We start from the raw sequence: 23082 nt of genomic DNA on the forward strand, positions 1-23082 counted from the left end.
GTTCTACCTCTTAAAACAAATCATCAAACAAGCTCAACTGGTTATCCTCTGGCATATTGCCGAGAATGCCCATTTCATCCATCTTTTCAACCAAGGTTGATGAGAGTCCACCACGCTTGCGGAGTTCAGTTTTAGAGAGGAATTCTCCCTCTTGACGGGCACGAACCAGTTGCTTGGCAACGTTCTCTCCCAGTCCATCCATAGCAACAAATGGTGGGATGAGGGTGTCTCCATCGATGATGAATTCAGTCGCATCACTGCGATAGAGGTCCAATTTGCCGAACTTAAAGCCACGTTCCCACATCTCATTGACGATTTCAAGCGTTGTATAGAGGTCGATTTCCACGTTGGAAGCTTCATTGTTCTTGCGCTTCTCAGCAATTTCTTGCATCTTGCGTTTGATAGCTTCCAAGCCTGCACCCATGGTCTTGATATCAAAGGCCTTGGCACGGATGGAGAAGTAAGCACAGTAATAATAAATCGGATGGTGAACCTTGAAGTAGGCCACGCGAAGGGCCATCATAACGTAGGCTGCCGCATGGGCTTTAGGGAACATGTACTTAATTTTCCCACAAGATTCGATATACCACTCAGGTACATTGTTAGCCTTCATAGCTTCGATATAACCATTGCGCTCTTCTTCTGAGATTTTAAGCCACAATCCCTTACGTACACGCTCCATGATGGTAAAGGCCATCTTTGGATCCAGGCCAGCGTGCATGAGGTAAACCATGATGTCATCCCGACATCCGATAACGGTTGATAGGTCCGCAATTCCAGCCTTAATCAAGTCTTGGGCATTTCCCAACCAAACGTCGGTACCATGAGACAGACCAGAAAGCTGAAGTAACTCCGCAAAGGTCGTCGGATGAGTTTCATCCACCATTCCGCGAACAAAGTTGGTCCCAAACTCTGGAATTCCAAGCATACCGGTCGAAGTGCCGATTTGTTCAGGTGTCACTCCCAGGATATCTGTACCCGAGAAGAGGGCCATGACACCAGGATCATCCATAGGGATATCATTTGGATCAATGCCTGACAAGTCCTGGAGCTTGCGAATCATTGTCGGATCATCATGTCCAAGGACATCGAGCTTGAGGACGTTCTCATCGATATCGTGGAAGTTAAAGTGAGTGGTCTGCCATTCAGCAGTTACATCATCTGCAGGATACTGCACTGGAGTAAAGTCATAGACATCCATATAATTAGGGATAACAACGATTCCTCCTGGGTGTTGACCGGTCGTACGTTTAACACCAGCAGCTCCTTGGGCTAGGCGCTCAACTTCGGCTTCTCGGTAGAATTTGCCATAGTCACGCTCGTAACCCTTGACAAATCCATAGGCTGTCTTAGCAGCCACCGTACCAACCGTTCCTGCACGGAAGGCATATTCTTCCCCGAAGATATCACGAACATCCAAATGTGCGCTCGGTTGGTCTTCACCTGAGAAGTTCAAATCGATATCAGGTACTTTATCCCCATCAAAACCAAGGAAGGTCTCGAAAGGAATATCCTGGCCATTTTTGCTGAGTTTGTAGCCACAGTTTGGACAGTCCTTATTGGGCATATCAAAACCTGAACCGTAAGAACCATCTGTGATAAACTCACTGTACTGACACTGACCACAGACATAGTGAGGAGAGAGCGGATTGACCTCGGTAATTCCAATCATGGTCGCAACGAAACTAGATCCAACAGACCCACGGGAACCAACCAAATAACCTCGTTCGTTGGAACGATGCACTAGCATCTGTGAAGCCAGATAAATTACGGCGAAACCATTCCCCAAGATAGAGGTCAATTCCTTTTCAATCCGTAGATCAACGATATCAGGTAGTGGATTTCCATAGATTTCAAAAGCTTTTTTATAGGTTAACTCGGCGACCGTTTCTTCAGCTTGGTCAATGAACGGTGTATATAAGTCGCCTTTAACAACCTCGACAGGCTCAAAGATTTCTGCCAAGGCATTAGTATTTTCAATGACAATCTTACGAGCCAAATCTTCTCCTAGAAAGGCAAACTCATCCAACATTTCATTGGTTGTTCTAAAATGCGCCTTTGGTAGTGGAGCTGGTTGGGCAGCTTCTCCATGACCGATCGTTCGGTTAATCATGGCACCCTGACCTAGACTTCGCACGATAATCTCGCGATAAATTTCATCCTCAGGTTCGATATAGTGGACATTTCCTGTCGCAAGAACGGGCTTACCGAGACGGTCTCCGACCTCAATCAAGCTCTTGATAATAGTCTGAAGCTCCTCCATATCTTTGACCTGCTCTTTGGCAATCAGAGGTTCATAGATAGCCGGAGGCATGACCTCGATAAAATCATAGTATTTAGCTACTTCGACTGCCGCATCTACACCTTGTGATACGACTGCATCAAAGACTTCCCCTTCCGTACAGGCTGAACCTAAGATCAAACCTTCTCGATGGGCATCCAGCACCGTACGTGGAATCCGTGGAACTCCTTCAAAATACTGGGTATTAGAAAGGGAAACCAGCTTAAAGATATTTTTCAAGCCCACTTGATTTTTCACATAGATAGTCGCATGCTTAACTCGAGCTTTTTTATAAGAGTCTGGACTGATTAAATCAAGGTTTAATCGTGCTAAGTCTGTCACACCGTGTTTTTCTGCTACTTCTTTGATAAAGATAAAGAGCAGACGACCAGTTGCTTCCGCATCATAGTTGGCCATATGGTGGTGTTCTAGAGCTACGCCAAAACGTTTGGTCAAGGGGCCCAAACCATGGCGTTTGTACTCAGGATAGAGATTTCTAGCGAACTCTAGCGTATCGATGACAGGTTGAGTAATTTTTGGAAGACCGTGACGCTCATAGTTGGCATTCATAAAACCAACGTCAAAGCTTGCATTATGGGCTACAAGAACGGTATCTTTACAGAATTCTTGGAATTCTTTCAGAACTTGAATCAAGGGTTTAGCGTTTTTCACATGATCATCAGTAATTCCTGTCAATTCGGTTGTAAAGGCTGATAAGGGGTGCCCAGGATTGATAAATTCATCAAACTCAGCGATGATATTACCCTTATACATCTTGGAAGCCGCCACCTGAATCAAGTCATTATAGATAGCAGATAGACCCGTCGTTTCCACGTCAAAGACTACATAGGTAGCTTCAGAAAGATCCATCTCCACTTCGTTATAGACGATAGGAACACGATCTTCTACGATATTGGCTTCCATTCCATAAATCAGCTGAATACCAGCTTTCTTAGCAGCCTTATAACCGTGAGGGAAGGATTGAACATTTCCATGGTCTGTGATTGCTACTGCTTTATGACCCCATTTTGCTGCTGTTCCAACGATTTCCTCAACCTCAGGAAGAGCATCCATAGTCGACATATTGGTATGGGCATGAAACTCAACGCGACGCTCGCCTTCTGGCATCAAATCCTTACGTTCATAGTGGACTACTTCCTGCACATCTTGTACATTCATGGTCAAATCTCGTGTGAAATTATTGACCTCGACATTTCCACGAACACGGAGCCATGAATTTTTCTTGATGATATCAAACTTCTGAGCTTCCTCTTCATTTTTGACCCATTTTTGCATAGAGAAACTAGACGTATAGTCAGTCATCTTGAAATTAATCAAGACACGACCCGTTCTAGTCACTTTATGTTCCACATCAAAGACAACCCCTTCAAAAACCAGTCGATTTTCTTCGGTATTGACCTCAATCATTGGAGTTATCTCTGCCTTGTCGAGTTTAGGCTTGGCAGCTGCCTTCTTGGCTTGGAAATCAAAGACAGGTTTGTCCTCAACTGGAGGTGGCGGTGCCATCTGTTCTAACTGTTCCATAGCTCGAAGGGTCTCATCATTGGCAGCCTGAACAATCATTTGATTCTCTGTATGGAAGGCTTCTTGTTCTTCCTTGGTCAGGTCCTCATTTTTTTCCAATCGGAAGGTTAATTTAGGAAAACCAAATTCTTCCAACTGTTTGACAAGATTAGGCAGGTGATTTTTTCTGAAATGCTCTGTATCTGCTGCTTCAGAGGCCTCAATAATCAACTGATCATTTTCAAACCGAACCTGAAAATCCTGATACATGGTCCGAAATCCTTGGCTAGAACAAGGGCCAGCTGAAAAAGCCTCCCGATAGTAGGCCTGTAAAAGCTCTCTTGAAAAATCTTGATCTTTCGTTTTAATCTCGAAAGTCGCTTGATTTCCTGTTTTTGAAAATTCTTCTTTCAATCCCTTCTTCAATGCTAAAAAGAGTTCAAAGGGCAGAATATTCTCAAAGACAAAACGGAACTCCCAAATGTTACTTTGCTTGTGTACGATAACTTGTTCAATTTCAGCCTGGGAGAAGGCCTCATGATTTCTTATCTCAGCAGGAATTCCCAACTGATTCATTAAAATTTCAAAAGTGGTTGACATCCATTTTCCTCACAATATACTCCCTCTATTTTACCATATTTGAGGCAATTTTAGCTATTTTACCAAACAGAAAAAGGAAGTCACTAAGTGACTTCCTTTTAGAGTGACGACGTATTAGTCTTCACCTTTGTTTTTCTTAATGATTTCTTCTTGTACTGACTTAGGTACATCTTCGTAGTGGTCGAATACCATCATGAAAGTACCACGTCCTTGAGATGCAGAACGAAGAACTGTTGCGTAACCAAACATTTCAGCAAGTGGAACGTAAGCACGAACGATTTGGCTGTTACCGTGAGCTTCCATACCATCTACACGTCCACGACGAGCAGTTACGTGACCCATAACGTCACCAAGGTTTTCTTCTGGAACAGTGATTGTTACAAGCATCATTGGCTCAAGGATAGCTGGTTGTGCAGTCTTAGCAGCTTCTTTAAGTGCAAGAGATGCAGCGATCTTGAAGGCAGTTTCAGATGAGTCGACATCGTGGTATGAACCATCGTAAAGCTTAGCTTTAACGTCAACCATTGGGTAACCTGCAAGAACACCGTTAGCCATAGATTCTACCAAACCTTTTTCAACCGCTGGGATAAATTCACGAGGAACCACACCACCGACGATTGCGTTTTCGAATTCGAATCCTTTTCCTTCTTCGTTTGGAGTAAATTCAATCCATACATCACCGAATTGACCTTTACCACCAGACTGACGTTTGAAGAATCCACGTGCTTGAGTAGAAGCGCGGAATGTTTCACGGTAAGATACTTGAGGAGCACCTACGTTCGCTTCAACTTTGAACTCACGACGCATACGGTCAACAAGGACGTCAAGGTGAAGCTCACCCATACCAGAGATAACTGTTTCACCAGTTTCAACGTTAGTTTCAACGCGGAATGTTGGATCTTCTTCAGCCAATTTTTGAAGGGCGATACCCATCTTGTCTTGGTCAGCTTTAGATTTTGGCTCAACCATCAATTGGATAACTGGTTCTGGAACGTTGATTGACTCAAGGATGATTTTCGCTTTTTCATCTGTCAATGAGTCACCAGTTGTAGTGTCTTTCAAACCAACGGCAGCAGCGATATCACCTGAGTAAACAGTGTCGATTTCTTGACGGCTGTTAGCGTGCATTTGAAGGATACGTCCGATACGTTCACGTTTACCTTTAGAAGTATTCAATACGTAAGAACCTGATTGAAGAACACCTGAGTAAACACGGAAGAATGTCAAACGACCTACGAATGGGTCAGTCATGATCTTGAAGGCAAGAGCTGCAAATGGCTCTTCATCAGATGCTGGACGAGTTTCTTCTTCATCTGTATCTGGGTTGATACCTTTGATCGCAGGGATATCAAGTGGGCTTGGAAGGTAGTCGATAACCGCATCAAGCATCAATTGAACACCCTTGTTCTTGAAGGCAGAACCACAAAGTACTGGGTAGAATTCAACGTTGATAGTCGCTTTACGGATACCAGCTTTCAATTCCTCGTTAGTGATTTCTTCACCTTCGAGGTATTTCATCATCAATTCTTCGTCAGTTTCAGCAACTGCTTCAACCAATTTTTCACGGTATTCTTGAGCTTGTTCAAGGTATTCAGCTGGAATATCTTCTTCAAGGATATCTGTACCAAGGTCGTTAGTATAGATTTCAGCTTTCATCTTGATCAAGTCGATGATTCCGCGGAAGTCATCTTCAGCACCGATTGGCAATTGAATTGGGTGTGCATTTGCTTGAAGACGATCGTGAAGTGTGCTTACTGAGTAAAGGAAGTCAGCACCGATTTTGTCCATTTTGTTGGCAAATACGATACGTGGAACTCCGTACTCAGTTGCTTGACGCCAAACTGTTTCAGTTTGAGGCTCAACACCTGATTGTGAGTCAAGAACTGTAACCGCACCGTCCAATACACGAAGAGAACGTTGTACTTCGATTGTGAAGTCCACGTGTCCTGGTGTGTCGATGATGTTTACGCGGTGGTTGTTCCATTGAGCTGTTGTCGCAGCAGATGTGATAGTGATACCACGTTCTTGCTCTTGCTCCATCCAGTCCATTTGAGACGCACCTTCGTGAGTTTCACCGATTTTGTGGATTTTACCAGTGTAGTAAAGAATACGCTCAGTTGTAGTTGTTTTACCAGCATCGACGTGGGCCATGATACCGATATTACGAGTTTTTTCAAGTGAAAATTCGCGTGCCATGAGGTTTGTTTCTCCTATATTTTTTATTTCTATTCTATTATAACACGATTTCAATAAAAACGGATAGGCAGGACCCACCCGTTCTCAATGTTTATCTTGTTTAGTTGGTTTCAACTCGTGAGATGGGAAGTTGAATTGTACTCGGGCTATAGTTAGTTAGCCGATTTGAGCCGGAACGGGATGCTGTGTGAAAAAGATAAACTTCCTTGTATTCGTCGAATACTGCGTCAGTTTCCTATTTTCACCTTGCATCCTTACCGTTCCTAGCATCATTTTATTACCAACGGAAGTGTGCGAAGGCACGGTTAGCTTCAGCCATACGGTGAGTGTCTTCACGTTTCTTAACTGCTGCACCAGTGTTGTTAGCAGCATCCAAGATTTCTTTTGCAAGACGGTCTTGCATTGTGTGTTCACCACGAAGGCGAGCAATTGTTACCAACCAACGAAGTCCAAGTGTTGTACGACGTTCTGGACGAACTTCAACTGGGACTTGGTAGTTTGATCCACCAACACGACGTGCACGTACTTCAAGTACAGGCATGATGTTTTCCATAGCTGTTTCAAATACTTCAAGTGCATCGTTACCAGTAGCTTCTTTGATTTGCTCAAAAGCACCGTAAACGATTGAAGCAGCTGTACCACGTTTACCATCAAGCATAACGCGGTTGATAAGACGAGTAACTAATTGTGAATTGTAAAGCGGATCTGGCAATACTTCACGTTTTGGAGCTCTATTTTTACGACTCATTTCTCTTTATCCCCTTTCCTTATGCTTTTGGACGTTTAGTACCGTATTTAGAACGGCCTTGTTTACGATCGTTAACACCTGCAGTATCAAGTGCACCACGGACGATATGGTAACGTACCCCTGGAAGGTCCTTTACACGTCCACCACGAAGAAGCACCACGCTGTGCTCTTGCAAGTTGTGTCCGATACCTGGGATGTAGGCAGTAACTTCGATAAGGTTGCTCAAACGTACACGAGCAAATTTACGAAGGGCAGAGTTAGGTTTTTTAGGTGTCATAGTTCCAACACGAGTTGCTACACCACGTTTTTGTGGTGAAGAAACGTTTGTTTGAACTTTTTTATGACTGTTGTAACCAACGTTCAAAGCTGGTGATTTAGATTTTTCTACTTTTGATTTACGCGGTTTGCGAACCAATTGGTTAATTGTAGGCATCTACATTCTCCTGTGTTTTTTTTTATTTTTGGTGATGATACACTTGGTGACAGCTATCATCTGTGTGTACTTTTGCAACATTTGTCAGCACGTCCCTGTACACTCTTGAGAGACCAAAAGTAAAAAGTACCGTCTAACATTGTACCACTTTTTTTCTATTTTTGTCAATATATTTCTTCTTATTTTTTGACTTCTTGGATCATAAATCTATCTGAAAACGCTCACCTACCAGATAGGTTCTCCAATCGACCACATAGACAAAGCTTCTTGTAATTGTCGACAAAATGGTGTTTAATAGATTTGTAAGCAAGAGATCTCTATTACAACTTTATAAAGGAGAAATTATGAAAGTCAGACTTGACATTGATGCACAACATACTGAAGAACAAATCATAATCGAAGCGCCAACCTTGTCCACTCGAGTTCAAAAAGTTCAGGACTTTGTCCAATCTCTGGATCAAAAGGAGACCATCAAAGGAAAATTTCAAGACCAGGTCTACTTGATTCAGATTAGCAAAATCCAGCGAATTTACATTGAAAATCGTAAAGTTTTGGCTGAAACTGATAGTCGAACCTACGCTCTCGACATTCGTCTTTACCAAGCAAGTGAAATTCTACCTGCTTCCTTTATCCAAATTTCCCAATCGGAAATTGTCAACATTGATGCAATTAATCATCTAAAACTAACCTCTAACGGCTTGATTGAAATCTATCTAAAAAACGACAGTTTTACCTACTCATCTCGCCGTTACCTCAAAACTATTAAGGAGAAATTAGAACTATGAAAAAACAAGTATTTCACGATGCCACAACTGGTATCCTCATCGGCCTCATCCTATCTATTATCTTTTCTTTTATCTATTCACCAAGCAACTACGCGCCACTTAGTCCAGAGTCAGCTATTGGTCAATTCATGAGCAGTCATCAGGTTCACGGTGCTCTAGTTTTACTCTACTGTACACTTATCTGGTCAGCTATTGGAGTCCTCTTTAGTTTTGGTAGCCGTCTATTCGCTCAAGATTGGAGCCTTCTTCGTGCGACTGTCACTCACTTCTTCCTTATGTTGCTAGGTTTTGTACCTTTAGCAATCCTAGCAGGCTGGTTCCCTCTTCACTGGACTTTCATCCTTCAGCTCATCCCAGAGTTTGCCATCGTCTACCTCATCATTTGGACGATTCTCTACAAGAGAGAATCTAAAAAGGTTGCCCACATCAACCAACTATTAGCTCAGAAAAAATAATACAACAGAAACCCACTCACAGGACTGAGTGGGTTTTGACTTATAATTTTTGCTTCCATTCTAACAAGAGGTTCATGGCTTGCATCGGTGTCATATTGTAAACATCTACTTCAGCCAATTCTGCTAGGATAGGATTTTCTTCTTTTTCATCAAAGAGAGACATTTGCTCATTGACAACATTCCTTTGATTGATAGAAATTGGATTTTCCTGACCTTGGCTCTCTAGTTGAGTTAGAATCGCATCCGCTCTTTTTAGCAAGTCTGCTGGCAATCCTGCAATCTTAGCTACATGGATACCGTATGATTTGTCAGCTGGTCCTGGTTCTATCTTGTGAAGGAAAGTAACCTGACCATTTTGTTCCAGCGTAGCCACGTGAACATTTACTAGATGATCAAGATTAGATTCCAGACTTGTTAATTCATGGTAGTGAGTCGCAAAAAGAGTCTTGGCGCCGATATGCTCATGGATGTACTCGATGATAGACTGGGCAAGAGCCATGCCATCATATGTTGCGGTTCCACGTCCTAACTCATCAAAGAGAATGAGAGAGTTCCTGGTCGCATGACTAATAGCATTATTAGCTTCCATCATCTCTACCATAAAGGTGGATTGGCCTGAAACCAAGTCATCAGCTGCACCAATACGAGTGAAGATCGCATCAAAGATTGGCAAACAAGCACTCTCAGCTGGGACATAAGAACCCATCTGGGACATAATTGCTGTTATCGCTAACTGGCGCATATAAGTTGACTTACCACTCATGTTAGGTCCTGTAATCAGCTGGATGCTGGTAGCTTCATCCATCTGGATACTGTTCGGAATATAGGTCTGCGCTCCCATAACCTTTTCAACAACAGCGTGACGACCATTTTGGATATCAATTCTAGAATCTTGTCCAAACTCTGGTCGAATCAGATGCTGTTTTTCTGCGACCACTGCCAAACCTTGCAAGACATCGACAGTGGCGATTCCTTGGGCTAGGGCTTGCAGGCGTTGGATATACTTGCCAACCTCCTCACGAATACGCATAAAGATTTCGTATTCTAGGTTTGCCAATTTTTCACGTGCCTCTAGCATTTCTCCTTCGATACGCGCCAACTCCTCTGTTCCAAAACGTTCAGAGTTTTTTAGCGTAGCCTTTCGGAAAAAATGGTCTGGAACATTGCCGAGCTGCGAATTGGTCACATGGAAATAGTAACCGTCTTTTTTATTGTAATCAATCTTGAGAGTATTGATGCCCGAGTTTTCTCTTTCCTTGGCCTCAATCTCAGCTATCCAGCTGGTTCCTTCTCTCAGAACACGGCGGTATTTATCCAAGGTCTCATCAAAGCCCGTTCGGATAATACCACCTTCGGTAATCACGTGGGGAGCCTCAGGGGCAATAGCAGCACTTATCAGGCTTTCCAACTCAGGAATATCATCCAGTTGTTCAATTAGATAAGCTAGAGCTGGTTGCTCCATTCCTTCTAAAATTGCTCGAATTCGTGGAACACTTCCTAAGGTAGTTGCTAATTGCAAGAGGTCTTTAGGGTTACTTTTCCCAAAAGACACTCGACTGGCCAGACGCTCGATATCGTAGACTCCCTTGAGACTTTCTGTCAAATCACTGCGCTCAAAGAAATAATCTAAAAAGACCTGCACAACATCCTGACGTTCAAGGATACGATCCTTGTCAATCAAAGGACGGTGGATCCAAGAACGTAGAAGACGCATACCCATAGCAGTCTTAGTTTCGTCTAGCAACCAGAACAGGCTACCTTGTTTCTTGCCTGAGCGAGCATTTTCAACCAAATCAAGACTAGCCTTGGTCGCAAAATCCATCTGCAAGAAATCTTTGATTTCATAACGAATAACAGGTTTTAAGTGATTCAACTCTCTCATCTGCGTCCGATGAACATACTGAAGAAGTTTTCCACTAGCTGCTTCTTCAACAGTTGCCAATCTTGAATCCAACAGATGTACATCTTCATACGGTTCCTGCTCATAGGAAAGTACTAGATTCATTTGACGACTGAGAATCTGTTCTTCCGCTTCAGACAAGTCGTAACCAATCACCACTTCTCTGGCCTTGAGATTACGGATTTCACCACAGACTAGAGAGAAATCTGATAATCCCGTTACATAGAAATCACCTGTCACTAGGTCCATATAGGCTAGTCCATACTGGGAACCTTCACGATCAATAGCCACTAAAAAGTTATTGTGACTATCTGGCTTACTACTATCAACCACTGTCCCTGGTGTAATGACCTGGACGACCTCACGCTTAACGACACCAACAGCTTGCTTAGGATCTTCCATCTGCTCGGCGATGGCAACCTTGTAGCCACGCTCAACGAGGACATCGATATACTGTTGGGCAGAATGATAAGGGACTCCAGCCATGGGAATCGGATTTTCAGCATTTTTATTGCGACTGGTCAACGAAATCTCTAGAATCTGAGCGGCATTGATGGCATCTTCATAAAACAACTCATAAAAATCACCCATGCGAAAAAGCAAAAAAGCATCTGGATATTGTTTTTTGATATCCACATACTGTTGCATACCAGGTGATAATTTTTCAGTAGTCATTTACTCTCTCCTTGTAAAAACAGTCCTGAGAGAAGCTCTCAAGACCTTATCTATCTTCCATTAACTCTAGCAAGCGTTCTTCCATGACTTTAGCTGCATGTTGATCTTTACAGATAACCAACAAGGTATTCGCTCCAGCAACTGTACCTAAGATCCTACCATCTTTATTTGAATCTACTACATTGGCTAAAACGGATGCTTCTCCAAGTTTAGTGTGGAGAACCAAGGTGAATTCGGCTCTTGCAACACCCTCTAAGTGATGTGAAAGGAATTCGACCAAATCAATCTTCTCTGTCTCATTTGCTAGCACATAGTAAACAACATCGTTTTTCTTAACTTTGGTTAAGCCAAGCTCTCGCAAATCACGGGATAATGTCGTTTGTGTCACAAAGACATCACAGGCTTCCAATCGATCTTGAATTTCCTTTTGAGTTCCTAGTTTTTCTTCTGTAATCATTCGTTTGATGAGCTGATGACGTTCTCTTTTTCTCATAAGATCCTTTCAAGTGCATATTTATTACATTTTACATTTTTTTAGTAAGAACATTATATCAAAAAAACTAGATATTTCAAAAAATATCTCTTCTTTCAAAAAAAATGTAGTAAATTGTGATAAAATAGTAGAAAAGCCCTAAAGGAGCCTTAAATGAATACAAAAGAATTGATTGCTAGCGAGTTGGCTAGTGTCATTGATAGCCTGGACCAAGAGGCTATTTTAAATTTACTAGAAACACCTAAAAACTCAGATATGGGAGATATCGCCTTCCCTGCCTTCTCATTGGCAAAGGTTGAACGTAAAGCTCCTCAAATGATTGCTACTGACATCGCTGAAAAGATCAATAGCCAAGCTTTTGAAAAGGTTGTAGCAACAGGTCCTTACGTCAACTTCTTCCTTGATAAGGCTGCCATTTCTGGTCAAGTTCTACAAAACGTTATCACTGAAAAAGAGCACTACGCTGACCAAGAGATTGGCAATCAAGAAAATGTTGTCATTGACATGTCTAGCCCTAATATTGCTAAACCATTTTCAATCGGTCACCTTCGTTCAACAGTTATCGGAGATAGCTTGTCACATATCTTCCAAAAAATCGGCTATAAAACTGTCAAGGTCAACCATTTGGGAGACTGGGGCAAACAGTTTGGGATGTTGATTGTTGCCTACAAGAAATGGGGTAACGAAGAAGCTGTCAAAGCTCATCCAATCGATGAACTCCTCAAGCTCTATGTCCGCATCAATGCTGAAGCTGAGAACGATCCAAGCTTGGATGAAGAAGCACGCGAATGGTTCCGCAAGCTTGAAAACGGCGATGAGGAAGCTCTCGCTCTTTGGCAATGGTTCCGCGATGAAAGCTTGGTAGAATTTAACCGTCTCTACAATGAGCTTCAAGTTGAATTCGACAGCTATAACGGAGAAGCTTTCTACAATGATAAAATGGATGCAGTTGTAGACATCCTTTCTGAAAAAGGGCTATTAGTCGAATCAGAAGGTGCTCAAGTTGTTAATCTTGAAAAATATGGAATTGAACACCCAGCTCTTATCAAAAAATCTGACGGTGCAACCCTCTATATCACACGTGACTTGGCCGCTGCCCTTTACCGTAAAAACGAGTACCAATTTGCCAAATCTATCTATGTAGTCGGTCAAGAACAATCTGCTCACTTCAAACAACTCAAGGCTGTCTTGCAAGAAATGGGTTACGATTGGAGCCAAGATATTGTCCATGTTCCGTTTGGCTTGGTTACAAAAGAAGGGAAAAAACTTTCTACTCGTAAAGGGAATGTTATCTTGCTAGAACCAACTGTAGCAGAAGCCATCAGCCGTGCTAAAGCGCAGATCGAAGCCAAAAATCCTGAACTTGAAAACAAAGACCAGGTCGCTCATGCTGTTGGAGTTGGGGCCATTAAATTCTATGACCTTAAAACTGACCGTACAAATGGATATGACTTCGACCTTGAAGCTATGGTATCCTTCGAAGGGGAGACTGGCCCTTATGTTCAATATGCCTACGCTCGTATCCAATCGATCTTGCGTAAAGCCGATTTCAAACCTGAAGCAGGTGCCAACTATAGCTTGAACGATGCTGAAAGCTGGGAAATCATCAAGCTCATCCAAGACTTCCCACGTATTATTAAACGTGCAGCTGATAATTACGAACCTTCTATCATCGCTAAATTTGCAATCAGCTTAGCGCAAGCCTTTAACAAATACTATGCCCACACTCGTATCTTAGATGAAAGTCCAGAACGTGACAGTCGCCTAGCCCTTAGCTATGCAACAGCAGTAGTCCTCAAAGAAGCCCTTCGTCTGTTGGGTGTAGAGGCGCCAGAGAAGATGTGATTCAGTACCAACAATTGGAACTAAAGGTTCCTAATTGTTGGACGCTAGCCGCTTTTATGCGGACTAGCTAACTGCCTCACTAGTTCTATAACATAAATAACATCGATTTATGTTATAGAACGTCGTAATCTTCAAATTACTGGAACTAAAGTTCCTAGTCTCTTGACGGCAATCGCTACTGGGCGATTTGCCTAAACGCCTTACTAATGCATCCAAATAAATAATATCGACTTATTTGGATGCATGTCGTGATCTATTAAATTAAATTAATTTATTACTAAGCAAGCTCAGTAACTAACGTCAAATCCTATTCGGACTTTGGCTAGGCGCTTACAATACTATCACTCGAAAGGCGAAGGATATTCGTTTTTCTCTAACCACTTACTTCTTTATCACCTAGGGAGAATTTTTATGAGCCAGTATGCTTATATTCTAGTTGTTATCAGTCTTCTTTTTCTCTTTCTTGTCAACAAATATGAAAAAGAGAAACTTCAAAGACTGCTTCAGGACCAACTATTGAAAGATCAAGATTTTCGTGCAACTATCAAAGAAAAAATCCAAACGATAGAAAATATCAATGATGTCATTGATTACGTGAATAAAGGTTACCGTTTAGGAATTCCCATTTCAAAAGAAATCGTTGACGAAATTCGCAACTAACAAAAAGACTCGAGATGACATTTCTCGAGTCTTTTTATTTATTTCTGACAGCTAAGATTCCTACCAGGATAACAATCCCTAAGGATACCATGGTTCCAACTGGTGCTACATTTTCATCAAAAATTTTCTCAGAGAACAGTAGCAGAGCAATCGCTAATAGTAGCAAGGCACTGCATAGCATAATATCCTTGAAGCTTGGTTTGCGTTTTATATACTTTAAAAATGATCTCTGTAATTTACTCATTTGAACTGTTCTCTTTTGAAAAAATTCTATGATCCATGGGATAAAAATCTAGCCCAGCATCTCTATCCTCTTACAAGGATTCAAGCTCATAAAGCTCAGCAATAATACCTGCAACCTTTTTGATGTCTCCTAGCATTCCGCGCATTTCAAAGTCAGCTAGGACTGGAAAACCAAAGCGCTGGCTATATTGTTTGGCGGTCAAACAGTATTGGTTGTTAAAATTGCGATTACCCGATCCTACGACACCAAAACACTTGCTAGCATTATCACCATATGCGATAAAGTCACCTACTGGAGTGGTCAAGATTTCCACATCTCCATTGTCAACCCCATTGCCACCTTCGAGGTAAGTCGGTAGAAAAGCCACATATGGGTTGGTCATCTCAAAGAAGTCTTCTCCTTCCTTGACCAAGTCTTTAATATGAATTTTTTCCACATCAATATTCGCATATTGCTCCAACAAATAAGCTTTCAAACGAGTTACAAAACTCTCCGTGTTGCCGCTTAGACTGATATAAACTAAGGAAATTTTTTTCATCTTTTCCTCCCTCTTTCTCGAATCCAAAAAAATAACTACCAAGATTGTATCTTGATAGTTATCCTTTGTCAACTCTTAGACGAGTTCTTCTTCTTGAGATTCTGTTAATTCTTTTTGTTGCTGCCATATTTTATAGAAGACGATTGCTAGAAAGATAACATTGAGTACAATCCCAAAAATAGTAGAACCTTTAGCACCTAGTTCAGCCCCCATACGAACATTAGGGTCTGTAAAAAGTGAAAGTGCATCTTGGACTCCTACAAAGTTGTAGATAGAACCAAGGATAGCTAGAAAGACATAGCCGATATAGGTATAATTGGCCAACTGAATATTTTTACGTACGAGGAAAATCAAAGCAACAACAACTAGAATAGCTGATAAGATAACTAAGATAATGTTGATAATTGAATGACTATGTTCAGCTGCTTTAATCGTGTAGGCAATCAATTCCTTAGCATAAGTAGCATCTACACCTGATGTCTCAATATTACCCATACTTTCTGCAGTAGGTACTGGAGAGATGATCCCAAATAGTGACATTGCTGAGAGTAAGGCTGAAAAAATCAGTAATACCCATAGATAGATTGGTTTCTTTTTCATAAAAGTAACCTCCTCATATTTTTTAAACTTATTATAGCATATTTTAAGATGGATAACAAAAGTTAGAGGGTTACATCAATCTGCTTGCGGTAAGCCTTAGGAGATTTTCCACATAGTTTTCGAAAGACCTTGTAGAAATAGCCTACATTACTATAACCAACCGTATAGCAAATATCCTCGATACTATCATTTGTAGATAGTAAAAGTTGCTGGGCTGCCTTGATGCGTTGCTTATTGAGAAGCTCAGCAAAGGTTGAATTGGTTTCCTTCTTGATTAACTGACCTAAGTAAACAGGATTGATAAAGAGATCTTTGCTGATATCCTTGAGAGAAAGCTCTTTTTTATAGTCTCTACCAATAACTTCAAGTACACTGACGACATTTTCATTCATACGATATTGACCAAAGAAGGACGTCAAGGTTTCTTTTGTATAAGCCACTAAGTCTTCAAAGTTAGTAATAGCATGAATCCTCTTGACAATATCTGTCATGTCGTCTGCTTTCAAATGCTCAAAGAGATGGAAAACATCCATCACAAACTGAGTAAAGAGTTGCTTGGTAATGGACACCCTCGGTGTGTTTTCCAACACAATCTTCTCAAGTAGGTTCAACTCCTCGATAATCTGTTGAAGATTGCCCTGGATAATAACTCGATAGATGGGTTCATAATAAGAAAAGAGACTGTCAGATTGATCTAGATTTACAGTCCCATAGAAGAGGGCTTTTTCAACGTCAAATTTCCATTTTTCAAAGTTGGATTGATAAGGTGCTTCAAAAGGCATGACCAACAAGCCCTCAAATTCCTGATCAGCAAGGACGATCTGCCAGTCTTGACCTAGGACGTAGTAAGGAATGACAAAATTCCCTTGTTTTTCTTTTGAAAGTCCAATCCACCAGTTTTCTTTTTGGCTGAGATGAGTCTTGAATGCTTCTTCATCTAGTTGCTGACTCAATATTTCGGGCTCATGAGATTTTTCACCAAGCTGACTGGCAATCTTTTCAAGCAAGCGTTCAAGCTCAACCTTATCAACTGGTTTGACAAGATAATCTACAACATTGAGGTTCATGGCTTTCTTGACATATTCAAATTCTTGATAGCCGGAAAGAAGGATATAGTAAGCCTCTGGCAAGAGTTCCTTCATTTCCCCAATCATTTCAAGTCCTGTCTTGCCAGGCATGTTGACATCAGAAATGACGATATCTACGGGATGTTCTCGAACATAGTCCAAAGCGTCGTCAGCATGATTGGCTGTTGCAACGACTTCCATATCCCATTTTTCAAAAGGGATCAAACGCTTAAGTCCTTCTGTAATCATGTACTCATCGTCAACTAATAGTACTTTATACATCTTTATCCTTTCTCTTCATCCTGAATGGTGATTCTATATTGAACACCTTTTTGTTCAGCTGATTCTACATTGATGTTATAGTGGTCTCCAAAATAGAGCACAAAGCGTTCGTGGATATTAACAATCCCAATAGACTGTCGTTGCCCCTTATAATCTGCTGTGTGTTCAAAGGTTCTTTGAGCCAGTTTAGCTTGAATTTCTGCTAGTTTTTCAGCAGACATCCCACGGCCATTATCGGTTACTAAGATTTCGACATAGCCATCTTTTTTCAAAGCCTTGATACTGATAACATTATCTGTTCTTCTGTGATCAACTCCGTGGGCAAAATAATTTTCCACTAACGGTTGGAGGGTGAATTTTGGAATGCGCATTTCTTCCAAGCCAGGGTCAATCTTAAATCCGTAAGCAATGGATTTTGGATAGCGAACCATACAGAGATAACTGTACTTCCGACAAAACTCCACTTCTTGTTTGAGTGTCGTTTCTCGCTCGTCAGAGATATTATTGCGCAGGAGACTACTGAACTCATAGATAATATCTGCTAGTTCATTTTGGTTCTCCATTACAGCATACATCCGCAAAAATTCCAGAGTATTGTACATAAAATGCGGATTAATCTGAGCTTGTAGTGCTCGCATGTTGGCATCTTTTTGATTGAGTTCCAGTTGATAAATATCGTGAATATTACTTTCTAGTCGATCCAACATATCATTTGTCGACTCAGCAATTAGTAGCAATTCCTGGTCCTTTTTATCTGTGTCGATTCTCTTGGTCTGCTCTCCCTTAGTAATGGCTTGGATAGAGTCCACCAAGTCCACAACTTGACTTTGATAGTCAGAAAAAGTCCTTCTTAAGGTCATATACAAAATGATGATAAAGAGAGCGCTCAAACCTAAAATAAGTGCCGAACTCGCTAAAGTCCCACTCCAAACATAATCCTTTGGTACAGCTACTCGAACTTGATAACCATGGGCAGTTGTTCCTACCAACCAAGACTCATTCGTTCCCTTCGCTCCAATATAGAACATATCTGTTTCATATGGTGCAATGACCGTTACGGCAACAGGAATTGTTCCCCTGGTATTGTCAATCGCCTTATAGAGGAATTCTGGTTCTACGGAAATATAAATGACCCCTAGAGCTTGATCCGAGATGGGATCAGACACTGGAACAGCGAAACTATTGGCATCTGGTTTAAAGCTCTCAGCTGGAATCTTCTGTCCACCTCTGTTTCCTCTTTTGGAAACAAATACATCCGTTGAATCCTGTAGAACAATCGAAATACCTGTTACAAAATCGTTTCGCACGTATATATCATCGATATTTTCATAAATAGAAACGGAAATATAGGGTGACGCCTTGCGCTCTAACTGCCAGTAAAAATAATCCGGCGTGCTGAGGCTAAAATACTTGTAAATCCCTTCAATGCGGGCTTGATTCTCGACCAATCCCTGAGCTAGGCGGGTTGACTCCCGATAGTAGTATTCAACCTCATCAACTGTTCGAGCGAGAACACGCTGACCGACACGATTGGCTTCCCTTTCACGCATATCCCAGTCTGCATAAGAAATCAAGAGAGCAAAGCAGGAAATGATGACAATCATTACCAGACTATAGATTCTTAGGAGTGAGTGGAGGCGAAATTGTTTGGTCTTATTTGGTTGCCGATTTTTCATGAATACTTTCATAAACAGGCTCCAATAAATCACTAATAAAGAAGTGCCACATTCCAATGCCTACAAAAGCAATGAGGGCTGGCATATAGAAGCCAATAATGGCTAACAAGACGCTACCAAGGAGAACTTTGGCCACTGCTGATAAACTCATAAAAATTCCGATAAAGGCGAGCTTTAAGGTGTTTTTATAGGACAATTCAAAGTAAACCTGTAACTTTAAAGATACCGTGTAGGCCAAAAATACCAAGGCTACTAAAAAGATATTTAGAAATGTTGCTGCCAAGTGGATAATCGTCTGGTTTGGCAACTGAATCATCAGATACAAGCCATAAATCAAGATGAAGTCAATCCCTATAAAAGTGTAGAAACTGATATTACTTTTGACAAAATTGCTCTTAAATAAAGCCCATGCTTCCTTGAAACGATAAGCACGGTAAGAATAGCCGTTTTCAGCAAATAAACTCATGAGAGTTGCACTAGCGGGTGCTATACCAAAGACCACTCCTCCTGCTAGTGTCAATAACCAAAAATAAGCCGTCGCAATCATCCCCAAAAAGAAACGATGAAAGACTAGCTCAATGAAATTTCCCACGGTTTGCCTCCTATACATTAATCTAGTTTTATTATAACATATTTCAAGCGCTCTCAAAAATAGGAGCAATAAAAATAAATACATTTATTGGTTTAATAATGATGTTTGTACTATAATAAAGATAGATAGAGATACCGATTAATAATCAAAGAACAAAGACTTTACCAGGGCAGATGGATATGTTTGAAAATTAGATAATTACTATTCAACTTATTTACTGGATTAACAACTAACGAAAGGAGTATGGACCATGACTATTTTTATTTTAAAAACTACTTTGTTTTGGGTTGCGCTTGTATTGAGTCTTTTCTCTGATAAATTGTTCAAACAACAATATGTAAAAATCGTAAAAATAATTTGCACTATAATCATGTTAGTCGTTTCATTATCATATCTGTTCTAAGTTATTTTAGGAGCTGGATTAACAATAATGAAAGGAGTATGGAACATGACTACTCAAACTTTAAGCACTGCGTTGATGTGTGTTGCGCTTGTATTGATTCTTTTCTCTGATAAATTGTTCAAGCAACATGAAAAAATCGGAAAAATAATTTGCACTATAATCGTATTAGTCGCTGCTTTGTTAAATCTGCTCTAAGTTATTTTAAGAATACAGGAATTTGTTTGTCCTGTATTCTTTTTTTCGTCAAATGTACATTGATAAAATAAATAACAAGTCGATAACATCAATCAAGTTAGAGGCGAAAAAGGTAGAGATTGAACTGAAATATAGTGACATGTATTGAAATTGAAAAAAGAAAAAACGCTTGAAATCAGCGTTTTTCTTATGTATTGATTCGTATTGAATGCTTACTTCACTTCTGTAAACACAACGTGTTTGCGAAGTTTTGGTGAGTATTTCTTCAATTGAAGACGGTCTGGAGTGTTACGTTTGTTTTTAGAAGTAAGGTACAAGCGTTCACCAGATTCTTTGTGTTCAAGTGTAATATTTACGCGCATGGTATCTCCCTTCTATTATTCAGCTGATGCAGCTTTAGCGATCTTACGTCCTTTGTAGTATCCTTTAAGTGATACACGGTGAGAACGTGAGTAATCTCCAGTAGTTTCGTCAAAGTTTACAGATGGAGCTGTTACTTTGTAGTGTGTACGACGTTTGTTTTTCTTCGCTTTTGAAGTGCGACGTGCAGGTACTGCCATTTTGTTTTCTCCTTTTAAGATATAATTCAGTTAGGTTTGATTTTCATCAACCATATTAGAATAACACATTTTTTTTGTAAAGTAAAGTTACTTGACAAAAAAAGATGTATTTTTTTTCGTACACTGCTGAATTGTCTGAAAATTTAAAAATTTTCTTCTGTTATTCATGTGAAAATTGTGCTATAATGGAACAAACTGAAATGGGAGGGATCAAATGACAGAATTAGATAAACGTCACCGCAGCAGCATCTATGACAGCATGGTAAAATCACCCAACCGTGCCATGCTTCGTGCGACTGGTATGACAGACAAGGACTTTGAAACACCGATTGTTGGGGTCATCTCGACTTGGGCGGAAAACACACCGTGTAATATTCATTTGCATGACTTTGGAAAATTGGCTAAAGAAGGTGTTAAATCTGCTGGTGCTTGGCCTGTGCAGTTTGGAACCATTACGGTAGCCGACGGTATTGCCATGGGAACGCCTGGGATGCGTTTCTCTTTGACATCTCGTGATATCATTGCGGACTCCATCGAAGCAGCTATGGGTGGTCATAACGTCGATGCATTTGTAGCTATCGGTGGTTGTGACAAGAACATGCCTGGTTCTATGATTGCCATTGCCAATATGGATATCCCAGCTATTTTCGCTTACGGTGGTACTATCGCCCCTGGAAAACTGGATGGCAAAGACATCGACTTGGTTTCTGTATTTGAAGGAATCGGTAAATGGAACCACGGTGATATGACTGCTGAGGACGTGAAACGTCTGGAATGTAATGCCTGCCCTGGCCCTGGTGGTTGTGGTGGTATGTATACTGCCAATACTATGGCTACTGCTATCGAAGTTTTGGGGTTGAGTTTGCCAGGTTCTTCTTCGCACCCAGCCGAATCTGCTGATAAGAAAGAAGACATCGAAGCAGCCGGTCGTGCAGTTGTCAAAATGCTTGAACTTGGTATCAAACCTTCAGATATCTTGACTCGTGAAGCCTTTGAAGATGCCATTACAGTGACAATGGCTCTCGGTGGTTCTACTAACGCCACTCTTCACTTGCTTGCTATTGCCCACGCAGCTAATGTTGACTTGTCACTTGAGGACTTTAATACCATCCAAGAACGTGTACCTCACTTGGCCGATTTGAAACCTTCTGGTCAGTATGTCTTCCAAGATCTTTACGAAGTTGGTGGTGTGCCTGCAGTTATGAAGTACTTGTTGGCGAATGGATTCCTTCATGGAGACCGTATCACATGTACTGGTAAGACTGTCGCTGAAAACTTGGCTGACTTTGCAGATCTTACTCCAGGTCAAAAAGTCATCATGCCACTTGAAAATCCTAAACGTGCGGACGGTCCGCTTATCATCTTGAACGGTAATCTTGCTCCTGACGGTGCAGTTGCCAAGGTGTCAGGTGTTAAGGTTCGTCGTCACGTTGGTCCAGCTAAGGTCTTCGACTCTGAAGAAGATGCTATCCAAGCTGTCTTGTCAGATGAAATCGTTGATGGCGATGTTGTCGTTGTTCGTTTCGTTGGTCCTAAGGGTGGTCCTGGTATGCCTGAAATGCTATCACTTTCATCCATGATCGTTGGTAAAGGCCAAGGAGACAAGGTTGCCCTCTTGACAGATGGCCGTTTCTCTGGTGGTACTTATGGTCTCGTTGTCGGACATATTGCTCCTGAAGCTCAGGATGGTGGACCAATTGCTTATCTTCGTACAGGCGATATTGTTACGGTTGACCAAGATACTAAAGAAATTTCCATGGACGTTTCCGATGAAGAACTTGCAAAACGTAAGGCAGAAACAACCTTGCCACCACTTTATAGCCGTGGTGTCCTCGGTAAATATGCCCATACTGTATCTTCTGCATCACGTGGTGCTGTTACAGATTTCTGGAATATGGAACAATCTGGTAAAAAATAAGCAAATCAAAAGCAAGCCTCAACTGGCTTGATTTTTTGTATTTTCAAAACAAATAATTATCGTGGAGGTAGCCCTAGAGCTATACGCCCATAACGACTAATGCGTGTAATCTTCCATGCTGGAGACCAGGTAACCTCAACCTTGACATCCTCAATCCCGTCAATTTGTTTTAAACCTGCCACAATCTCGATTGGCAGACTTTCTGCACAGTCACAGGCAGTATCAGTGAAGGTCATAACAACTGTACAAAGGCCAGCCTCATCTAAATGAATCTCATAAATCAATCCAAGATTGTATACATCTAACTCTACATCTGTATCATAAACTTTTTCGAGTACTTCAATGATTTGATCTTCCAAGGCTAGAGCACGGTCATTAATCTTGATGTCTTCTCTCATTGCATTCCCTCCAT

20 protein-coding genes are annotated in these 23082 nt (G+C 41.2%); 5 read left to right on the forward strand and 15 right to left on the reverse strand.

What is annotated here, in order from left to right:
• Nucleotides 1-10: 10 nt before the first annotated feature.
• The 4 genes from QM859_RS06820 to rpsL all read right to left on the reverse strand — a co-directional run bounded on the left by QM859_RS06820 (nucleotide 11) and on the right by rpsL (nucleotide 7782).
• Nucleotides 11-4405 (reverse strand): PolC-type DNA polymerase III, encoded by a 4395-nt coding sequence (locus QM859_RS06820; protein ID WP_414262537.1) that lies wholly within the window; start codon nucleotides 4403-4405, stop codon nucleotides 11-13.
• A 114-nt stretch (nucleotides 4406-4519) separates the two neighbouring features.
• Nucleotides 4520-6601, reverse strand: coding sequence for an elongation factor G (gene fusA / locus QM859_RS06825; protein WP_006152851.1), 2082 nt, complete (start codon nucleotides 6599-6601; stop codon nucleotides 4520-4522).
• Nucleotides 6602-6878: 277 nt separating this feature from the next.
• Nucleotides 6879-7349, reverse strand: coding sequence for a 30S ribosomal protein S7 (rpsG, locus tag QM859_RS06830; protein WP_004250722.1), 471 nt, complete (start codon nucleotides 7347-7349; stop codon nucleotides 6879-6881).
• A gap of 19 nt (nucleotides 7350-7368) precedes the next feature.
• Nucleotides 7369-7782, reverse strand: a complete 414-nt coding sequence (gene rpsL, locus QM859_RS06835; RefSeq protein ID WP_001142332.1) for a 30S ribosomal protein S12 — start codon at nucleotides 7780-7782, stop codon at nucleotides 7369-7371.
• A gap of 344 nt (nucleotides 7783-8126) precedes the next feature.
• On the opposite strand from rpsL, the gene QM859_RS06840 reads away from it, so the two are divergent.
• Both QM859_RS06840 and QM859_RS06845 read left to right on the forward strand, forming a co-directional pair.
• Complete coding sequence (locus tag QM859_RS06840) at nucleotides 8127-8567, forward strand: LytTR family DNA-binding domain-containing protein (protein ID WP_414262538.1); 441 nt, start codon at nucleotides 8127-8129, stop codon at nucleotides 8565-8567.
• Nucleotides 8564-9022 (forward strand): DUF3021 domain-containing protein, encoded by a 459-nt coding sequence (locus tag QM859_RS06845; protein WP_414262539.1) that lies wholly within the window; start codon nucleotides 8564-8566, stop codon nucleotides 9020-9022. The genes QM859_RS06840 and QM859_RS06845 overlap by 4 nt, the downstream gene beginning before the upstream one ends.
• Before the next feature lie 40 nt (nucleotides 9023-9062).
• Here the strand turns inward: QM859_RS06845 and mutS are convergent, their stop codons facing one another.
• Nucleotides 9063-11597: a DNA mismatch repair protein MutS gene (mutS, locus tag QM859_RS06850; protein WP_414262540.1), complete on the reverse strand. Its 2535-nt coding sequence runs from the start codon at nucleotides 11595-11597 to the stop codon at nucleotides 9063-9065.
• Nucleotides 11598-11643: 46 nt separating this feature from the next.
• Complete coding sequence (gene argR, locus QM859_RS06855; protein WP_414262541.1) at nucleotides 11644-12090, reverse strand: arginine repressor; 447 nt, start codon at nucleotides 12088-12090, stop codon at nucleotides 11644-11646.
• 153 nt (nucleotides 12091-12243) lie between these two features.
• Here argR and argS point away from each other — a divergent pair, with 153 nt between their 5' ends.
• Together argS and QM859_RS06865 are read left to right on the forward strand one after the other, a co-directional pair.
• Nucleotides 12244-13935, forward strand: a complete 1692-nt coding sequence (gene argS / locus QM859_RS06860; RefSeq protein ID WP_414262542.1) for an arginine--tRNA ligase — start codon at nucleotides 12244-12246, stop codon at nucleotides 13933-13935.
• A 411-nt stretch (nucleotides 13936-14346) separates the two neighbouring features.
• Nucleotides 14347-14595, forward strand: coding sequence for a hypothetical protein (locus QM859_RS06865; RefSeq protein ID WP_006146258.1), 249 nt, complete (start codon nucleotides 14347-14349; stop codon nucleotides 14593-14595).
• Between the two features lie 34 nt (nucleotides 14596-14629).
• Here the strand turns inward: QM859_RS06865 and QM859_RS06870 are convergent, their stop codons facing one another.
• The 8 genes from QM859_RS06870 to rpmF form a co-directional block, all read right to left on the reverse strand.
• Nucleotides 14630-14839: a hypothetical protein gene (locus tag QM859_RS06870; RefSeq protein ID WP_004250709.1), complete on the reverse strand. Its 210-nt coding sequence runs from the start codon at nucleotides 14837-14839 to the stop codon at nucleotides 14630-14632.
• Nucleotides 14840-14909: 70 nt separating this feature from the next.
• Nucleotides 14910-15377 carry a class Ib ribonucleoside-diphosphate reductase assembly flavoprotein NrdI gene (gene nrdI, locus QM859_RS06875; protein ID WP_070678690.1) on the reverse strand — a complete coding sequence of 156 codons (468 nt, stop codon included), beginning with the start codon at nucleotides 15375-15377 and terminating at the stop codon, nucleotides 14910-14912.
• Between the two features lie 75 nt (nucleotides 15378-15452).
• On the reverse strand, nucleotides 15453-15977 hold the full coding sequence (locus QM859_RS06880; RefSeq protein ID WP_414262543.1) for an ABC transporter permease: 525 nt from the start codon (nucleotides 15975-15977) through the stop codon (nucleotides 15453-15455).
• A gap of 62 nt (nucleotides 15978-16039) precedes the next feature.
• The gene (locus QM859_RS06885; RefSeq protein WP_414262544.1) at nucleotides 16040-17326 is read right to left on the reverse strand and encodes a response regulator transcription factor; all 1287 of its coding nucleotides are present in this window, start codon (nucleotides 17324-17326) and stop codon (nucleotides 16040-16042) included.
• 2 nt (nucleotides 17327-17328) lie between these two features.
• Nucleotides 17329-19002 (reverse strand): sensor histidine kinase, encoded by a 1674-nt coding sequence (locus QM859_RS06890; RefSeq protein WP_414262721.1) that lies wholly within the window; start codon nucleotides 19000-19002, stop codon nucleotides 17329-17331.
• On the reverse strand, nucleotides 18980-19612 hold the full coding sequence (locus QM859_RS06895) for a YesL family protein (RefSeq protein WP_414262546.1): 633 nt from the start codon (nucleotides 19610-19612) through the stop codon (nucleotides 18980-18982). The genes QM859_RS06890 and QM859_RS06895 overlap by 23 nt, the downstream gene beginning before the upstream one ends.
• A 792-nt stretch (nucleotides 19613-20404) precedes the next feature.
• Nucleotides 20405-20554 (reverse strand): 50S ribosomal protein L33, encoded by a 150-nt coding sequence (gene rpmG / locus QM859_RS06900; protein WP_001265622.1) that lies wholly within the window; start codon nucleotides 20552-20554, stop codon nucleotides 20405-20407.
• Nucleotides 20555-20569: 15 nt separating this feature from the next.
• A complete protein-coding gene (gene rpmF / locus QM859_RS06905) occupies nucleotides 20570-20752 on the reverse strand; it encodes a 50S ribosomal protein L32 (protein WP_000290417.1) in 183 nt (60 codons plus the stop codon).
• A 214-nt stretch (nucleotides 20753-20966) separates the two neighbouring features.
• On the opposite strand from rpmF, the gene ilvD reads away from it, so the two are divergent.
• The gene (gene ilvD, locus QM859_RS06910; RefSeq protein WP_414262547.1) at nucleotides 20967-22670 is read left to right on the forward strand and encodes a dihydroxy-acid dehydratase; all 1704 of its coding nucleotides are present in this window, start codon (nucleotides 20967-20969) and stop codon (nucleotides 22668-22670) included.
• Between the two features lie 56 nt (nucleotides 22671-22726).
• Here ilvD and QM859_RS06915 read toward each other — a convergent pair whose 3' ends face one another.
• Nucleotides 22727-23068: a metal-sulfur cluster assembly factor gene (locus QM859_RS06915; RefSeq protein WP_004250665.1), complete on the reverse strand. Its 342-nt coding sequence runs from the start codon at nucleotides 23066-23068 to the stop codon at nucleotides 22727-22729.
• Nucleotides 23069-23082 lie beyond the last annotated feature (14 nt).

This window comes from Streptococcus infantis, assembly GCF_047463175.1.
Lineage (GTDB): Bacteria > Bacillota > Bacilli > Lactobacillales > Streptococcaceae > Streptococcus > Streptococcus infantis_AC.

What these genes read in the sequence shown, in the direction of transcription:
- QM859_RS06820 (WP_414262537.1), bottom strand. Translation starts at nt 4,405, where the DNA reads ATGTCAACCACTTTTGAAATTTTAATGAATCAGTTGGGAATTCCTGCT.
- fusA (WP_006152851.1), bottom strand. Translation starts at nt 6,601, where the DNA reads ATGGCACGCGAATTTTCACTTGAAAAAACTCGTAATATCGGTATCATG.
- rpsG (WP_004250722.1), bottom strand. Translation starts at nt 7,349, where the DNA reads ATGAGTCGTAAAAATAGAGCTCCAAAACGTGAAGTATTGCCAGATCCG.
- rpsL (WP_001142332.1), bottom strand. Translation starts at nt 7,782, where the DNA reads ATGCCTACAATTAACCAATTGGTTCGCAAACCGCGTAAATCAAAAGTA.
- QM859_RS06840 (WP_414262538.1), top strand. Translation starts at nt 8,127, where the DNA reads ATGAAAGTCAGACTTGACATTGATGCACAACATACTGAAGAACAAATC.
- QM859_RS06845 (WP_414262539.1), top strand. Translation starts at nt 8,564, where the DNA reads ATGAAAAAACAAGTATTTCACGATGCCACAACTGGTATCCTCATCGGC.
- mutS (WP_414262540.1), bottom strand. Translation starts at nt 11,597, where the DNA reads ATGACTACTGAAAAATTATCACCTGGTATGCAACAGTATGTGGATATC.
- argR (WP_414262541.1), bottom strand. Translation starts at nt 12,090, where the DNA reads ATGAGAAAAAGAGAACGTCATCAGCTCATCAAACGAATGATTACAGAA.
- argS (WP_414262542.1), top strand. Translation starts at nt 12,244, where the DNA reads ATGAATACAAAAGAATTGATTGCTAGCGAGTTGGCTAGTGTCATTGAT.
- QM859_RS06865 (WP_006146258.1), top strand. Translation starts at nt 14,347, where the DNA reads ATGAGCCAGTATGCTTATATTCTAGTTGTTATCAGTCTTCTTTTTCTC.
- QM859_RS06870 (WP_004250709.1), bottom strand. Translation starts at nt 14,839, where the DNA reads ATGAGTAAATTACAGAGATCATTTTTAAAGTATATAAAACGCAAACCA.
- nrdI (WP_070678690.1), bottom strand. Translation starts at nt 15,377, where the DNA reads ATGAAAAAAATTTCCTTAGTTTATATCAGTCTAAGCGGCAACACGGAG.
- QM859_RS06880 (WP_414262543.1), bottom strand. Translation starts at nt 15,977, where the DNA reads ATGAAAAAGAAACCAATCTATCTATGGGTATTACTGATTTTTTCAGCC.
- QM859_RS06885 (WP_414262544.1), bottom strand. Translation starts at nt 17,326, where the DNA reads ATGTATAAAGTACTATTAGTTGACGATGAGTACATGATTACAGAAGGA.
- QM859_RS06890 (WP_414262721.1), bottom strand. Translation starts at nt 19,002, where the DNA reads ATGAAAAATCGGCAACCAAATAAGACCAAACAATTTCGCCTCCACTCA.
- QM859_RS06895 (WP_414262546.1), bottom strand. Translation starts at nt 19,612, where the DNA reads ATGTATAGGAGGCAAACCGTGGGAAATTTCATTGAGCTAGTCTTTCAT.
- rpmG (WP_001265622.1), bottom strand. Translation starts at nt 20,554, where the DNA reads ATGCGCGTAAATATTACACTTGAACACAAAGAATCTGGTGAACGCTTG.
- rpmF (WP_000290417.1), bottom strand. Translation starts at nt 20,752, where the DNA reads ATGGCAGTACCTGCACGTCGCACTTCAAAAGCGAAGAAAAACAAACGT.
- ilvD (WP_414262547.1), top strand. Translation starts at nt 20,967, where the DNA reads ATGACAGAATTAGATAAACGTCACCGCAGCAGCATCTATGACAGCATG.
- QM859_RS06915 (WP_004250665.1), bottom strand. Translation starts at nt 23,068, where the DNA reads ATGAGAGAAGACATCAAGATTAATGACCGTGCTCTAGCCTTGGAAGAT.